The sequence below is a fragment of the Pseudomonas moraviensis genome, from assembly GCF_900105805.1.
Classification (GTDB): domain Bacteria; phylum Pseudomonadota; class Gammaproteobacteria; order Pseudomonadales; family Pseudomonadaceae; genus Aquipseudomonas; species Aquipseudomonas moraviensis_A.
Map to the genome: position 1 here is coordinate 611,154 of NZ_LT629788.1, position 13,779 is coordinate 624,932.

At 60.6% G+C, this 13,779-nt stretch carries 16 protein-coding genes; 8 read left to right on the forward strand and 8 right to left on the reverse strand.

What is annotated here, in order from left to right:
- Positions 1-21 precede the first annotated feature (21 nt).
- The 3 genes from BLU71_RS02965 to cysB all read left to right on the forward strand — a co-directional run bounded on the left by BLU71_RS02965 (position 22) and on the right by cysB (position 2,616).
- Positions 22-927: a 5'-nucleotidase gene (locus BLU71_RS02965; protein ID WP_024013777.1), complete on the forward strand. Its 906-nt coding sequence runs from the start codon at positions 22-24 to the stop codon at positions 925-927.
- 98 nt (positions 928-1,025) lie between these two features.
- The gene (locus tag BLU71_RS02970) at positions 1,026-1,529 is read left to right on the forward strand and encodes a universal stress protein (protein WP_016770874.1); all 504 of its coding nucleotides are present in this window, start codon (positions 1,026-1,028) and stop codon (positions 1,527-1,529) included.
- Positions 1,530-1,641: 112 nt separating this feature from the next.
- Positions 1,642-2,616, forward strand: a complete 975-nt coding sequence (gene cysB / locus BLU71_RS02975) for an HTH-type transcriptional regulator CysB (RefSeq protein WP_016770873.1) — start codon at positions 1,642-1,644, stop codon at positions 2,614-2,616.
- A gap of 9 nt (positions 2,617-2,625) precedes the next feature.
- Here cysB and BLU71_RS02980 read toward each other — a convergent pair whose 3' ends face one another.
- Together BLU71_RS02980 and BLU71_RS02985 are read right to left on the reverse strand one after the other, a co-directional pair.
- Positions 2,626-3,108, reverse strand: a complete 483-nt coding sequence (locus tag BLU71_RS02980; RefSeq protein ID WP_042607891.1) for a GreA/GreB family elongation factor — start codon at positions 3,106-3,108, stop codon at positions 2,626-2,628.
- Between the two features lie 2 nt (positions 3,109-3,110).
- Positions 3,111-3,524: a hypothetical protein gene (locus BLU71_RS02985; protein ID WP_042607890.1), complete on the reverse strand. Its 414-nt coding sequence runs from the start codon at positions 3,522-3,524 to the stop codon at positions 3,111-3,113.
- A 125-nt stretch (positions 3,525-3,649) separates the two neighbouring features.
- On the opposite strand from BLU71_RS02985, the gene earP reads away from it, so the two are divergent.
- Together earP and BLU71_RS02995 are read left to right on the forward strand one after the other, a co-directional pair.
- On the forward strand, positions 3,650-4,792 hold the full coding sequence (gene earP, locus BLU71_RS02990) for an elongation factor P maturation arginine rhamnosyltransferase EarP (protein ID WP_083352264.1): 1,143 nt from the start codon (positions 3,650-3,652) through the stop codon (positions 4,790-4,792).
- A gap of 48 nt (positions 4,793-4,840) precedes the next feature.
- Entirely contained in the window at positions 4,841-5,410 is a 570-nt protein-coding gene (locus BLU71_RS02995) for an elongation factor P (RefSeq protein ID WP_003226785.1), read from the forward strand.
- Positions 5,411-5,596: 186 nt separating this feature from the next.
- Here the strand turns inward: BLU71_RS02995 and BLU71_RS03000 are convergent, their stop codons facing one another.
- The 4 genes from BLU71_RS03000 to BLU71_RS03015 all read right to left on the reverse strand — a co-directional run bounded on the left by BLU71_RS03000 (position 5,597) and on the right by BLU71_RS03015 (position 8,874).
- Positions 5,597-6,607, reverse strand: coding sequence for an alpha/beta hydrolase (locus BLU71_RS03000; protein WP_083352265.1), 1,011 nt, complete (start codon positions 6,605-6,607; stop codon positions 5,597-5,599).
- A gap of 36 nt (positions 6,608-6,643) precedes the next feature.
- The gene (locus BLU71_RS03005) at positions 6,644-7,063 is read right to left on the reverse strand and encodes an organic hydroperoxide resistance protein (RefSeq protein ID WP_007940002.1); all 420 of its coding nucleotides are present in this window, start codon (positions 7,061-7,063) and stop codon (positions 6,644-6,646) included.
- Positions 7,064-7,387: 324 nt separating this feature from the next.
- Positions 7,388-7,843 carry a MarR family winged helix-turn-helix transcriptional regulator gene (locus BLU71_RS03010; RefSeq protein WP_042607887.1) on the reverse strand — a complete coding sequence of 152 codons (456 nt, stop codon included), beginning with the start codon at positions 7,841-7,843 and terminating at the stop codon, positions 7,388-7,390.
- Positions 7,844-7,917: 74 nt separating this feature from the next.
- Positions 7,918-8,874, reverse strand: coding sequence for a LysR family transcriptional regulator (locus tag BLU71_RS03015; protein ID WP_083352266.1), 957 nt, complete (start codon positions 8,872-8,874; stop codon positions 7,918-7,920).
- 112 nt (positions 8,875-8,986) lie between these two features.
- Here BLU71_RS03015 and BLU71_RS03020 point away from each other — a divergent pair, with 112 nt between their 5' ends.
- A complete protein-coding gene (locus tag BLU71_RS03020; protein WP_301291685.1) occupies positions 8,987-9,733 on the forward strand; it encodes a sulfite exporter TauE/SafE family protein in 747 nt (248 codons plus the stop codon).
- On the opposite strand, the gene BLU71_RS03025 is transcribed toward BLU71_RS03020, so the two are convergent.
- Positions 9,723-10,577 (reverse strand): LysR substrate-binding domain-containing protein, encoded by an 855-nt coding sequence (locus BLU71_RS03025; RefSeq protein WP_172667885.1) that lies wholly within the window; start codon positions 10,575-10,577, stop codon positions 9,723-9,725. The genes BLU71_RS03020 and BLU71_RS03025 overlap by 11 nt on opposite strands.
- A 97-nt stretch (positions 10,578-10,674) precedes the next feature.
- On the opposite strand from BLU71_RS03025, the gene BLU71_RS03030 reads away from it, so the two are divergent.
- Both BLU71_RS03030 and BLU71_RS03035 read left to right on the forward strand, forming a co-directional pair.
- On the forward strand, positions 10,675-10,896 hold the full coding sequence (locus BLU71_RS03030; RefSeq protein ID WP_042607883.1) for a DUF1127 domain-containing protein: 222 nt from the start codon (positions 10,675-10,677) through the stop codon (positions 10,894-10,896).
- 64 nt (positions 10,897-10,960) lie between these two features.
- Complete coding sequence (locus BLU71_RS03035) at positions 10,961-12,196, forward strand: winged helix-turn-helix domain-containing protein (protein ID WP_083352267.1); 1,236 nt, start codon at positions 10,961-10,963, stop codon at positions 12,194-12,196.
- A 91-nt stretch (positions 12,197-12,287) separates the two neighbouring features.
- Here the strand turns inward: BLU71_RS03035 and BLU71_RS03040 are convergent, their stop codons facing one another.
- The gene (locus BLU71_RS03040; protein ID WP_064361542.1) at positions 12,288-13,634 is read right to left on the reverse strand and encodes a class II 3-deoxy-7-phosphoheptulonate synthase; all 1,347 of its coding nucleotides are present in this window, start codon (positions 13,632-13,634) and stop codon (positions 12,288-12,290) included.
- Positions 13,635-13,779 lie beyond the last annotated feature (145 nt).

The window sequence follows — 13,779 nt, forward strand, 5'->3', positions numbered from 1 at the left end:
CGGTTGTTCTGGGGGGAAGGCATGGCCAATAACATCGATGACAAACTGGTGCTGGCGATTTCCTCGCGCGCCTTGTTCGACCTGAGCGAAAGCCACAAGGTCTACCTGTCGAGCGGCGTCGAAGCCTATCGGCAATATCAGATCGAGCACGAGGACGAAATTCTCGCGCCGGGCGATGCGTTCCCGCTGGTGGAAAAACTCTTGAGCCTGAACAGTCGCCTCGGCCGCGCGCGGGTCGAGGTGATTCTGGTCTCGCGTAACAGCGCCGACACCGGGCTGCGCGTGTTCAATTCGATTCACCATTACGGGCTGGCGATTTCCCGCGCGGCGTTCGTTGGTGGGCGCAGTCCGTATCCGTACCTGAAAGCGTTTGGTTGTGACCTGTTTCTCTCGACGCACGCTGAAGACGTGCGCGCGGCGCTGGATGCAGGATTTGCCGCGGCAACGATCCTGTCCGGTGGCGCCAGCCGCGCGGCCAGCGATGAATTGCGCATTGCCTTCGACGGTGACGCGGTGATTTTTTCCGACGAGTCCGAGCGCGTCTATCAGTCTGGTGGTCTGGAAGCGTTTCAGGCCAAGGAACGCGAGTCGGCCCGCGAGCCGTTACGTGGCGGGCCGTTCAAAGGCTTCCTGGCTGCGCTGAATCTGTTGCAGCGCGAGTTTCCCGACGACGACTGCCCGATCCGCACGGCGCTGGTGACCGCGCGTTCGGCGCCGGCCCATGAGCGGGTGATTCGCACCTTGCGGGAATGGGATATCCGTCTCGATGAATCGCTGTTTCTCGGTGGCCTGACCAAATCGGCGTTCCTCGAAGCCTTCGCCGCTGACGTGTTCTTCGATGACCAGACCGGCCATTGCGAGCTGGCCCGTGAAGTGGTCGCCACCGGCCATGTACCCCATGGCATCAGCAACGAACCGCCGATCTAGAGCCTTTTCATTCAGGACGTTGCGTCGCACGTCGCACTCGCCAAGGCACTGCTAAGCTGAATCAATCTCCGCCATCGTTGGCTCGCGAGGAGGTCCCGATGATTCGCTCAATGCTGTATGCCACCGACCTCGGTCTCTATGCACCGTTCGTGATGCAGCATGCCCTGGCGTTGGCGCGCACCTTCAATGCCGATCTGTATGTAGTGCACGCGGTGGAACCCATGGGCCTGTTTGCCGAGTCGGTGCTGCAGAGCTATCTCGACGAACAGGCATTGAACGAATTCCATAGTCAGGGTCTGAAAACAGTCATCGCCAATATCGAACAACGGGTGCTCGACAGCTTTCGTGAAGAACTGGGGGACGACGGCGAACAGGATCTGCAGCGCATTCGCGCAGTGCGCGTGCTGCAGGGCGATCCGTCGCAGGTGATTCTCGATCAGGTGCACAAGCTCTCGGTCGATCTGCTGATCGTCGGCAGTCACAGCCATGGCGTCGGCGCTGAAACGCCGTTGGGGCGCACGGCGGCGCGGGTGCTGCAACTGGCCAAGGTGCCGGTGTATCTGGTGCCGTTGATGGAGCGCCGGCGGCGGGAAGATCGTTGAAGCAGGAATAATGGCGTTTTGATAAAAAGTTCTAGATTTATTCTTCAAACCATTAATATAGTTATATACCGTCGCTGATGCCCGTGGCGTCTACCTGCTTTGAGGGATTGATATGAAGCTTCAACAACTGCGCTACATCTGGGAAGTGGCGCACCACGACCTCAACGTTTCCGCTACCGCCCAAAGCCTGTACACCTCGCAACCGGGCATCAGTAAGCAGATCCGCCTGCTGGAAGACGAACTGGGCGTCGAAGTCTTCGCCCGCAGCGGCAAGCACCTGACCCGCGTCACCCCGGCCGGCGAGCGCATCATCACCACCGCCGGCGAGATTCTGCGCAAGGTCGAGAGCATCAAGCAGATTGCCCAGGAATTCTCCAACGAGAAAAAAGGCACGCTGTCGATCGCCACCACCCATACCCAGGCACGTTATGCGCTGCCGCCGGTGATCAGCAATTTCATCAAGCAATACCCGGACGTGGCGCTGCACATGCATCAGGGCTCGCCGATGCAGATCGCCGAAATGGCCGCTGATGGCACCGTCGATTTCGCCATCGCCACTGAAGCGCTGGAGCTGTTCGGGGATCTGGTGATGATGCCGTGCTACCGCTGGAACCGTTGCGTGGTCGTGCCTCATGGGCACCCGCTGACCAAGCTGCCGAAGCTGACCCTCGAAGCGCTGGCCGAATACCCGATCGTTACTTATGTGTTCGGTTTTACCGGCCGCTCCAAACTCGACGAAGCGTTCAGCCATCGTGGGCTGACCCCGAAAGTGGTATTCACCGCTGCTGACGCCGACGTGATCAAGACCTACGTGCGCCTGGGTCTGGGCGTGGGCATCGTGGCGAAAATGGCCGTCGATACCAAACTCGATAACGACCTGGTGGTGCTGGATGCCAGCGAGTTGTTCGAGTCGAGCATCACCAAGATCGGTTTCCGTCGCGGCACGTTCCTGCGTGGTTTCATGTGCGACTTCATCGAGAAGTTCGCCCCGCACCTGACCCGCGAAGTCATGGCCAAAGCCATTCAGTGCCACAACAAGCAGGAACTGGAAGAGCTGTTCGACGGTGTCGAACTGCCGGTCCACTAAGGTCCCGCCTCAAAGCACCTCGGTGACAGCGAACTGTTGCCGGGTGCCCGCCACCAGAATCTCCACCTCATCGCCTTCGAACTTGCCCAGCAGGCTTTTGCCCAGTGGCGAGCGCGGGGTGATGACGGTGATCGGCTGACCCACTACATCGACTTTCAGGCCCGCCGCATCCGGCGCCAGAAACAGCCATTGCTCGCGACCCTTTTCGTCTTCCAGACCGAGCAGGGCGCCAACTTCGATACCGCGGTTTTCATCGTAGGCACGCAACGTCAGGTTCTGGCACAGCGCCAGTGACTGACGGATCTCCTCAACCCGTTTCGCCTGACCGGCCGCCAGATACGAAGCCTCCAGCCCCAGGGTGTCGTATTTGTTTTCGGCGATGTTTTCTTCGTGGGTCGCGGTTTCGTAAGCGGTTTGCGCGGCGCGCTCGGCAATGTCGAGGTCGATGCGCAGCTTGTCGAGAATCAATTGGTGGACGCTGTGTTTGTTCATGATCAATCGCAGAATTGCAAAACGTTGGCGCGGCTCTTTTCGGTTGGCGCGGTCTGGTCCTGCTGCAGCCAGAACTGGCATTTCGGATTGGATGCATTGCGCGAATTGGCGCGTGCCTGATCCAGTCGGGCCTGCTGTTCATTCTTGCGCAGGTTTTCTTCGTATTGTTGGAACATCGGCGTTGGCGGCGGCGCAACGTCCGGCTGTGGCTCGACGGCTGCTGGTGGATTGACGCGCTGCTGCACCGCTTGCGCGACAGGGGCCAGTTGCTCGGCAAAAAACAGACGCGAGAGCAGCCAGCAAGTCAGCGCGATCGCGAGAAACCCCAGCCACAGGCCCAATGCGATGCTGCCGGTCAGATGCAGCGCGCTAAGCTGAACAGGCAAGGGGCGACGCGGATTCGGACGGTAGGGCATGGCGGCCTCCTGGCGGATGGTTGCAGGCAAGTGACGATTGTCGCACGAAGATTAATCGCCGTTGGCTCTTCTGCGCGAGCGCATTTATGCGGACAATCGAGGTTTTTTGCCAACGGGAGAACGGCATGTCTGAAGCGAAACCCCGCTGGGATATTTTCTGCACCGTGGTCGACAACTATGGCGACATCGGCGTGACCTGGCGCCTGGCCCGGCAATTGGTGGCCGAACAGGCATTGCCGGTGCGCCTGTGGGTGGATGATCTGCGTGCGTTCGAGCGCCTCTGCCCAGAGATCGATATCGATCTTGCGCAGCAGTGGCAGCAGGGTGTCGACGTGCGACAGTGGCCGAGCGAGTGGCGGCATGCGGACGCTGCCGACGTAGTCATCGCAGCCTTCGCCTGTCAGCTGCCGACGGATTACATGGACAGCATGGCCGCCCGGAAAACGCCGCCGCTGTGGCTCAACCTCGATTATCTCAGCGCCGAAGACTGGGTCACCGGTTGCCACGGCTTGCCATCGGTGAAATACAAATCGGTGCAGAAGTTCTTCTTCTTTCCGGGCTTCAAACCGGGCACCGGCGGCCTGCTGCGTGAGCACGGATTGCTTGAACAGCGTCGGCAGTTTCAGCAGGATCGACCGGCGCAGCGACAATTCCTGCAGGGCCTGGGCATCGATCCTGCGCCCGGCGCACAGCTGATCTCGTTGTTTGCTTACGAGAATGCCGGGTTGGCCAGTTGGCTGGATGTGCTCGCCGCCGATGCACAGCCCACGCACCTGCTGGTGCCGGAAGGGCGGATTCTCGGTGATGTGGCGCGCTGGCTGGACGTGGAAATCCTGACGGTCGGGGCGATTCATGTGCGCGAGTCGCTGACCGTGCAAGTGCTGCCGTTCGTTCGTCAGGACCAATACGATCATTTGCTCTGGTGCTGCGATTTCAATGCGGTGCGCGGTGAAGACTCATTCGTGCGCGCGCAATGGGCGGGGCGGCCAATGCTCTGGCACATCTATCAGCAGGACGACGACATCCATCTGGACAAGCTCGATGCTTTCCTCGCGCTCTACACCCAAGGGCTTTCACCTGCGGCCGCTGAGGCGATGAACGGTCTGTGGCGCGCCTGGAGCGCTGGTCAACCGATCGGCGAGCACTGGCTGAGGGTGCGAAAACATTGGCCGGAACTTGAGGAAAACGCCGAGGCATGGTGTCTGGAACAGGCCTTGCAGGCGGATCTTGCCACGGCGCTGGTACAGTTTTATGTAAATTGGATATGATACGCGGCCTAGATTTTTGTAAATCCCATCCAAATTCGGATATTCGCAATGAAAACTGGTAAAGAACTCAAACCCGGTACCGTGATCCGTATCGACAACGATCCTTGGCTGGTTCAGAAAGCTGAATTCACCAAGTCGGGCCGTAACAGCGCGATCATGAAGACCAAGCTGAAGAACCTGCTGACCGGTTACAAGACCGAAACCGTTTACGGTGCGGACGACAAACTGGACGACGTGATCCTGGATCGTAAAGAAGCCACCCTGTCGTTCATCAGCGGTGACACCTACACGTTCATGGACACCACTGACTACACCATGTACGAGCTGAACGCCGAAGACATCGAAAGCGTTCTGCCTTTCGTTGAAGAAGGCATGACCGACGTTTGCGAAGCCGTGTTCTTCGAAGAGCGTCTGGTTTCCGTAGAGCTGCCGACCACCATCGTGCGTCAGGTCGACTACACCGAAGGCTCCGCTCGCGGTGACACTTCCGGCAAGGTGATGAAGCCTGCCAAACTGAAGAACGGTACCGAACTGTCGGTTGCCGACTTCATCGAAATCGGCGACATGATCGAGATCGACACCCGCGAAGGCGGTTCCTACAAGGGCCGTGCCAAATAAGCACTGCTTTTTGCGGAAAGAAAAAACCCGACCATTGAGTCGGGTTTTTTTGTGCCTGCGGTATTTGCGGCAGCGCGAATCCCTTGTAGGAGTGAGCCTGCTCGCGATGGCGGTGATTCAGTCGCTGAAGATGTTGACTGAGACGACGCTATCGCGAGCAGGCTCACTCCTACAGGAGGGCTGCGGTTATTTCAGGTGTTCCTTGAGCTCCTGCGACGCCTGCAACATCGCCGAACGCACCGATGGCACCTGGCTGACCACGTTGAGCAAACCGTAATCGTGGATCATGCCGTTGTAGCGCACCGATGTAACCGGCACTCCGGCTTCGTCGAGTTTGCGCGCATAGGCTTCGCCTTCATCGCGCAGTACATCAGCGCTGGCCGTCTGCACCAGTGCAGGCGGCAGGCCTTTGAGTTGCGCGGTGGTGGCGCGCAGCGGTGAGGCGTAGATCTCGTTGCGCTGTTTGGCGTCGGTGGTGTAGTTGTCCCAGAACCACTTCATCATGTTGCGGGTGAGGAAGTGCCCTTCGGCGTACTGGTTGTACGAACCGGTGTCGAAGTTGGCATCGGTCACCGGCCACAGCAGCACCTGGAATTTGATTGCCGGGGTGCCCTTGTCCTTGGCCATCAGCGCGACCACTGCGGCCATGTTGCCGCCGACGCTGTTGCCGGCCACGGCCAGGCGCTTGCCGTCGACATTGATCTCTTTACCGTGTTCCGCCACCCACTTGGTCGCAGCGTAGGCCTGATTGATTGCCACCGGGTAATGCGCTTCCGGCGATGGGGTGTAATTGACGAACACCGCCGCCGCCCCCGAACCGACCACCAGATCCCGCACCAGACGTTCGTGAGTCGGGAAGTCCCCCAGTACCCAGCCGCCGCCGTGGAAGAACATGAACACCGGCAGCTCACCCTTGACCCCGGCCGGCCGGACGATGGTCAGGCTCAACGGTTGGCCATCGACCTGCACGGTCTTCTCGCTGACATCGGCTTTGGGCAGTGTCAACTTGACCCCGGATTGCGCGCCGACCAGCACGGCGCGGGCATCCTTGGGCGACAGCTGCTCGATCGGTTTGCCGCTGCCGGCATTCAGCGCATCGAGAAATGCCTGGGTGTTGTGTTCGACATCACCGGCAAAAGCGCTGTGCACCGACAGGGCGAGAAGGGTACCGGTCAAGACTTTGCTGAAAGTGTTCATGTTCAATTTCCTTGTTCGGGCCGGGGGCTTCAGTGCTTACACGGTCACGTGCAGACGGACATCGACGTTGCCACGGGTGGCGTTGGAGTACGGGCAGACCTGGTGAGCAGCGTCGACCAGCGATTGCGCGTCGGCCTGTTCGAGGCCCGGCAGGCTGATGTGCAAGTCGATGTCCAGACCGAAACCGCCAGGGATCTGGCCGATGCCGACGTGGGCGGTGATCGATGCGTCGTCAGGAATTTTGCGCTTGGTCTGGCTGGCAACGAATTTCAGTGCGCCGATGAAGCAGGCCGAGTAACCGGCAGCGAACAGTTGCTCAGGGTTGGTCGCCGCGCCGCCAGCACCGCCGAGTTCTTTCGGAGTGGCCAGTTTGACGTCGAGAACGTTGTCGCTGGAGATCGCACGACCGTCACGGCCGCCAGTGGAAGTTGCGATTGCGGTGTAGAGAGTTTGCATGATGTGAGCCTCATTGGTTGTGATGTTGTGCGCTAATTGTTTGCGCGCTAAGTAGGTGTGAAGAGAATGTATAGCGCTAATGTTTAGCGCGCAAGATAAATTTTCGAAAAAACTTGGAGGAATGCGACTGTCTGGAGATCAATTAGCTTGAAAGACTTGAATTAGAGCGGTCGGAGGGAAAGGTGAAGGGTGGAATATTTTCTGGCGGTGGAGATCAATTGTAGGAGTGAGCCTGCTCGCGATAGCGGTGGGTCAGTCACCGCCTGTGTAGCCTGACAGACCGCAATCGCGAGCAGGCTCACTCCTACAGGGGGCTGCGTGCGTTCAGTTGAGGCTGTCTTGCAGATGACCGCGCAGCGCTTGCAGCTCGGCCTGTAACTTCTGCAGGCGTTCAAGGGTGAAGCCGCTGGCGCCAAGAATGCACTGCGGCACAGTCTGCGCCTTGTCGCGCAATGCCCGGCCCGCTGCGGTCAGCTCGACAATTACCACGCGTTCATCTTCACGACTGCGGGTGCGGCTGAGCAGGCCTTCGGCTTCCAGTCGTTTGAGCAACGGCGTCAGCGAACCCGGATCGGTCAGCAGGCGCGCGCTGATTTCTCCGACAGTCAAACCGTCCTTCTCCCACAACACCATCATCGCCAGATACTGCGGATAGGTCAGGCCCAGCGCCTGCAATAGCGGCTTGTAGACCTTGGTCATCATCAGCGAGGTCGAGTGCAGGGCGAAGCACGCCTGATTGTCGAGCAGCAGGTCGTCGCAATTGTCGCGTTCGGAAGTCATGTCTAAGCCTTGATCGTTGATCGTTTTGAATCTAGCGCTCCAACCTTTAATGCGCCAGACAAATATGCCCGGCGTCAGTGCCCGGCGAATTGCCGTTGCAGCGCCAGATCCCACGGCGGCACCGGACTGAAGCGGGTTTTGAGGTATTCCAGCAGCAGGCGACTGCGTGAATGGATCTGCTGTTCCATGCGCAGCGCGTAAATGCCGGTGGACTCCGGTGGCGGCAGGCCGTTTTCGCAGAACAGCGGCACCAGCTCGCCGCGCAGCAGGTATTCACTGGCCAGCCAGGTCGGCAGGTGTGCGACGCCCAGACCCGCCGTCGCGCCACATGCCAGGGCTTCGGCATTGTTGGCGCTCAGGCGCACGCGCGACGGACGGTGCAGTTGCAGCTGCCCATCCACTTCGAATTTCCAGGCAAAGGGCGGGGCGAGGCCTTCCCAGTCGAGGCCGTCGTGTTCGCTCAACTGCGCGGGATGATTGGGCATGCCACGACGCTTGAGGTAGTCAGGACTCGCGCAGGCCACGCGGACCATGCTGGCCAAGGGCGTGGCGACCAGACGCGAGTCGGCCAACTGCCCGGTACGCAGCACCAGATCGACCTTGCCCAGACTGCTGCCGGCCATGTCGATGAAGCTGTCGATCAGATGCATCTGCACATCGAGTCCCGGGTACAGCAGGAGAAAGTCGGCAATCACCGGCGCCAGATGCCGCCGTCCGAATGCCGCTGGCGCATCGATGCGGATCAAGCCTTCCGGCGCGCTGCTCAACGAAACGGCCTCGGCGCGGGCCAGCTGCAATTCGGCGATGATCCGCCGCGCCCGTTCGGCAAAGGCCAGTCCGGCCGAAGTCGGCAGCACGGCATGGGTGCTGCGCACAAACAGCTGGCTGCCGACGGCACTTTCCAGGCTGTCGATCCGCCGGGCTACAGCGGAAGGCGTCAGCGGATGACGGCGCGACGCGGCAGAAAAGCTGCCACTCTCCAGCACGTCGAGAAACAGACCAAGCTGCTCTGTCAATTGGTTGGGATTCATGTGAAACCACGCTTGTGCAAAATCGGCACAGCCATTGTGCGTTGCTGTGCGTTTCCCCGCTAGGCGCGAGTGCGTAGCATTGGCCGCCTGTCGTTAGAGGATTACGTTTGTGATGGATTTTCTGTTGTACCTGCTGTTCGGCGCTGCCCTTGGCACATTGGGCGGGATCTTTGGCATTGGCGGCGGTTTGATCGCGATTCCGTTGCTCGGCGTGTGGTTCGGCCTTGATCAGCAGATCGCCCAAGGCACGGCGCTGGTGATGGTGGTGCCCAACGTCATGCTGGCGCTGTGGCGTTATCACCAGCGCAACCGCATCGAGTTGCGCCATGCGCTGCCGCTGGCGGTGATGGGTTTCTGCTTCGCCTGGCTCGGCTCGATCTGGGCAGTGGGCATTGATGCGCAAACCATGCGCATCGGCTTTGTCGCGTTTCTGGTGGCGCTGTCGGCCTACAACCTGTTGAAGATGTTCGGCCCGCGCCCGGCACCGACTGCCGAGATGCGCTATTCGTGGCCTTGGCTGGGCGTGCTTGGCGCCGCATCGGGAACCATGGGCGGCTTGTTCGGCGTGGGCGGCGCCGTGGTCGCCACGCCGGTGCTGACCAGCCTGTTCGGCACCACGCAGGTGGTCGCTCAGGGCTTGTCATTGGCGCTGGCCTTGCCGAGCACCGGTGTGACGCTAGTGACTTACGCCGTGCACCACGAAGTCGACTGGATGATCGGTTTGCCGCTGGCAGTCGGTGGTCTGCTCAGCATCAGTTGGGGCGTGAAAGTTGCCCACGCCATGCCGGAGAAACTGCTGCGCGGGCTGTTCTGCGGCTTCCTGGTGCTGTGTGCGGTGATGCTCGCGTTTAAAGTTTGAAGCCTTCGACGATGTGCTCGGCCAGGCACTCGGTGATCGGCGACGGGTTGTTCAGGTTGCGGATCAGCATGATGCTCGCCTCGGGCAACAGCGGCAGGTCTTCGGCGGCGCCGAGGATGCGCATGTCCGGGGTGATCAGGCTTTCCAGCTGCGCGGTGATCGCCAGACCCGCGCTGACCACGGCCATCAGCGCCGACAGGCTGCTGCTGTTGTAGGCGATGCGGTAATCGCGGCCCATCGCGTCCAGCGCATTGCACGCCCACAAGCGGCAGAAACAATCACTGTTGAACATCGCCAGCGGCAACGGCGTCTGTTCGTGGGCGCTGAAGTTCTGCGCCTCGGCCCAGACAAAGCGCTCCTTGCGCAGCAACTGGCCAATCTCGTTACCGGGTTCACGGGTGACGATCGACAAATCCAGATCAGTGCGTTGCAGCAACTGCTTGCTCGACTCGCAATGCACCTCGATCTGGATCAGCGGATAGAACTGCGCAAATCGCGACAGGATCCCCGGCAGAAAACGCATCACATAATCATCCGGTGTGCCGATGCGCACGGTGCCGACCATGTGCGGCTCGCGCAGGGTGTTGAACACCTCACTGTGCAGCTTGAGAATGCGCCGCGCGTAACCGAGCAGCACCTGGCCCTCAGCGGTCAAGCGCACCTGGCGACCATCGCGCTCGAACAGCTGGCGCTGCAACACGTCTTCTTCCAGGCGTTTCATCTGCATGCTCACCGCCGACTGGGTGCGATTGACCATCTCGCCAGCACGGGTGAAACCGCCCTGATCGGCAATCGCGACGAAGGTGCGCAGGACATCGGTATCGATACTGGGGTACGCGGACAATTGATGAATCTCCGTGATGCATGCCATCAGAAACATTCGTTGGATTGATCTTAGCGCCGGCGCGAGACTTGAGCCATCCACAAAAGGGGGCAAGACGATGAAAGGTCAAAGAGAGTATGTGAGTGAACAACAGCAGGCTGGCCACGGGCATATCGTGTCCGATCTGCTGCACAAGTTCAGCCGTTGGTACGAGCTGCACCGTGAGCGGGAAATGCTCGCCGGGCTGAGCGACGAAGCGTTGAAGGACATCGGCATCAGCCGCGCCGATGTCGAACACGAAACCGTGCGGCCGTTCTGGGACGATCCGATGCATAAATGATGAGGCCATCGCTACACAAACCCCTTTCAGGTGAGGTAGGTTGCGAGCAGACATGGAGGAATCAATGCCCGCGACAGTGTCCTTTTCCATCAAACAGGCGCGACGTCTGGCGCTGGCTGCCCAAGGGTTCAATGGGCGCCAGCCGCCGACCGTCAACGCCAGCCACCTCAACCGGCTGATCGATCGGCTGGGTCTGCTGCAAATCGATTCCGTCAATGCCGTGGTGCGCTCGCACTACCTGCCGCTGTTTTCCCGCCTTGGTTGCTATTCTTCCGACTTGCTCGACCAGGCTGCCTGGAGTTCGGGGCGTCGCCGTACGCTGTTCGAATACTGGGGCCATGAAGCGTCGCTGCTGCCGCTGTCGATGTACCCGTTGCTGGGCTGGCGGATGCAGCGAGCCAGGCGGGGCGAGGACATCTATCAGCACTTGGCGAAGTTTGGTCGCGAACAACAGGAAATCATTCGCCGCGTGCTGGCCACGGTTGAAGAGCGGGGCGCGTTGGGCGCGGGAAGTCTGTCGACCCGCGAAGACAAGGCCGGGCCGTGGTGGGACTGGAGTGCTGAGAAACAGGCGCTGGAATGGTTGTTCGCCGCCGGCGAGGTGACGGTGGCGGGGCGACGCGGGTTTGAGCGTTTGTACGATTTACCCGAGCGGGTGATTCCGGCAGCGATCCTGCAGCAGCCGCTGGCGGATGAGGCCGAAGCACAACGCGGTTTGCTGTTGCACGCAGCGCAAGCGCTGGGCGTCGGTACGGAGAAAGATTTGCGCGATTATTTCCGGCTGAATCCTGCGGATGCACGGCCGCGTCTGGCTGAGCTGGTCGAGGCGGGGCAATTGCAGATGTGCGAAGTCGGCGATTGGCGGCAGATCGCCTATTGCCTGCCTGAGCTCAAGGTGCCGCGCAAGGTCATTGCCAGTGCGCTGTTGTCGCCGTTCGACTCGCTGATCTGGGAACGTAGCCGCACCGAGCGTCTGTTCGATTTCCGTTACCGCCTGGAGATTTACACGCCGCAGCCCAAGCGGGTTTACGGCTATTACGTATTGCCGTTTTTGCACAACGAACGGATTGCCGCGCGGGTTGATCTGCGTGCCGAGCGGGCGGCGGGGCAGTTGGCGGTGCATGCGGTTCACGAGGAAGAGCCGGGGCTGGACGAGGAGGGGATGCTGGCGCTGGCCCTGAATTTGCGGCGGATGGCGGGTTGGTTAGGGCTTGAGCGGGTGCAGTTGAATTGTCAGCGCGAGAGTGCGGCTCGGCTCAGGCTGGCATTGGCGCAACTGGATGGCACCGGCTCCCTGTAGGAGCTGCCGAAGGCTGCGATCTTTTGCTCTTGTTTTTGAAGATCAAGATCAAAAGATCGCAGCCTTCGGCAGCTCCTACACGGGATCCGGTTTAGCGCCGGACTTGCTTCAGGGTCTCGGCAATCAGAAACGCTAATTCCAGCGACTGGTCGGCATTCATCCGTGGATCACAATGGGTGTGATAACGATCGGACAAGCCATCCTCGGTAATCGGTCGCGCGCCGCCAATGCACTCGGTGACGTTCTGTCCGGTCATTTCGATGTGGATGCCGCCGGCATAACTGCCTTCCGCTTCGTGCACCTGGAAGAACTGCTTCACTTCGCCAAGGATCTGCGCGAAGTCGCGGGTCTTGTAGCCACTGCTGGCCTTGATGGTGTTGCCGTGCATCGGATCGGAGCTCCACAGCACGTGCTTGCCTTCGCGCTGCACCGCGCGGATCAGTGCCGGCAGGTGATCGCCAACCTTGTTTGCGCCCATCCGCGCGATCAGGTTCAGACGGCCCGGATCGTTGTCGGGATTGAGCACGTCGATCAGGCGGATCAGGTCATCGGGGTTCATGCTCGGACCCACTTTGACCCCGATCGGGTTGTTCACCCCGCGCAGGAATTCGACGTGCGCGCCGTCGAGCTGGCGGGTGCGGTCGCCGATCCACAGCATGTGCGCCGAGCAATCGTAATAATCGTTGGTCAGGCTGTCGCGGCGCACGAAGGCTTCTTCGTAGTTCAGCAGCAACGCTTCGTGGGCGGTGAAGAAACTGGTTTCGCGCAGTTGCGGCGAGCTGTCCATGCCGCAGGCGCGCATGAATGCCAGGGTTTCATCGATGCGGTCGGCGAGGTGGGCGTACTTCTCGGCCAGCGCCGAGTTGGCGATGAAATCCAGGTTCCACTTGTGCACTTGATGCAGGTCGGCAAAACCGCCCTGAGCGAAAGCGCGCAACAGGTTCAGAGTCGCCGTGGACTGATGGTAGGACTGCAGCAGACGTTCCGGATCCGGCACGCGGCTCTTTTCGTCGAAGCCGATACCGTTGACGATGTCGCCACGGTAGGCCGGCAAAGTCACCCCGCCGATGGTTTCGTCGTTGGCCGAACGCGGCTTGGCGAACTGACCGGCCATGCGCCCGACCTTGACCACCGGGCAGCCGGCGGCGAAGGTCATGACGATTGCCATTTGCAGCAACACTTTAAAGGTGTCGCGGATCTTCGCTGCGGAGAACTCGGCGAAGCTCTCCGCGCAATCGCCGCCCTGCAACAGAAACGCCCGGCCCTGGGTGACTTCGGCGAACTGACGGCGCAGCTCGCGCGCTTCGCCGGCGAACACCAGCGGCGGATAACTGGCCAGCGTTTGCTCGACCTGGCGCAGGTGCGCGGCGTCGGGGTATTGCGGTTGTTGCTGGATCGGCAGGGCGCGCCAGCTGTCAGGGCTCCACGGTTGGCTCATCACGGTCTCGAAGTTCGTACGCAGGGGAGCGCCATGTTAGCAGCAATTAGTGCGTGACCTGTTCCCGCCCCATCGCCGACAATCGCCGCTTTGCCACGGTGCCACAGCGGCGCCATCGCGTCACCGCGCCCGGTGACCATCAGGA

Excerpts from the sequence above, each read along its gene's own strand:
- BLU71_RS02965 (WP_024013777.1), top strand. The coding sequence starts at position 22 with ATGGCCAATAACATCGATGACAAACTGGTGCTGGCGATTTCCTCGCGC.
- BLU71_RS02970 (WP_016770874.1), top strand. The coding sequence starts at position 1,026 with ATGATTCGCTCAATGCTGTATGCCACCGACCTCGGTCTCTATGCACCG.
- cysB (WP_016770873.1), top strand. The coding sequence starts at position 1,642 with ATGAAGCTTCAACAACTGCGCTACATCTGGGAAGTGGCGCACCACGAC.
- BLU71_RS02980 (WP_042607891.1), bottom strand. The coding sequence starts at position 3,108 with ATGAACAAACACAGCGTCCACCAATTGATTCTCGACAAGCTGCGCATC.
- BLU71_RS02985 (WP_042607890.1), bottom strand. The coding sequence starts at position 3,524 with ATGCCCTACCGTCCGAATCCGCGTCGCCCCTTGCCTGTTCAGCTTAGC.
- earP (WP_083352264.1), top strand. The coding sequence starts at position 3,650 with ATGTCTGAAGCGAAACCCCGCTGGGATATTTTCTGCACCGTGGTCGAC.
- BLU71_RS02995 (WP_003226785.1), top strand. The coding sequence starts at position 4,841 with ATGAAAACTGGTAAAGAACTCAAACCCGGTACCGTGATCCGTATCGAC.
- BLU71_RS03000 (WP_083352265.1), bottom strand. The coding sequence starts at position 6,607 with ATGAACACTTTCAGCAAAGTCTTGACCGGTACCCTTCTCGCCCTGTCG.
- BLU71_RS03005 (WP_007940002.1), bottom strand. The coding sequence starts at position 7,063 with ATGCAAACTCTCTACACCGCAATCGCAACTTCCACTGGCGGCCGTGAC.
- BLU71_RS03010 (WP_042607887.1), bottom strand. The coding sequence starts at position 7,843 with ATGACTTCCGAACGCGACAATTGCGACGACCTGCTGCTCGACAATCAG.
- BLU71_RS03015 (WP_083352266.1), bottom strand. The coding sequence starts at position 8,874 with ATGAATCCCAACCAATTGACAGAGCAGCTTGGTCTGTTTCTCGACGTG.
- BLU71_RS03020 (WP_301291685.1), top strand. The coding sequence starts at position 8,987 with ATGGATTTTCTGTTGTACCTGCTGTTCGGCGCTGCCCTTGGCACATTG.
- BLU71_RS03030 (WP_042607883.1), top strand. The coding sequence starts at position 10,675 with ATGAAAGGTCAAAGAGAGTATGTGAGTGAACAACAGCAGGCTGGCCAC.
- BLU71_RS03035 (WP_083352267.1), top strand. The coding sequence starts at position 10,961 with ATGCCCGCGACAGTGTCCTTTTCCATCAAACAGGCGCGACGTCTGGCG.
- BLU71_RS03040 (WP_064361542.1), bottom strand. The coding sequence starts at position 13,634 with ATGAGCCAACCGTGGAGCCCTGACAGCTGGCGCGCCCTGCCGATCCAG.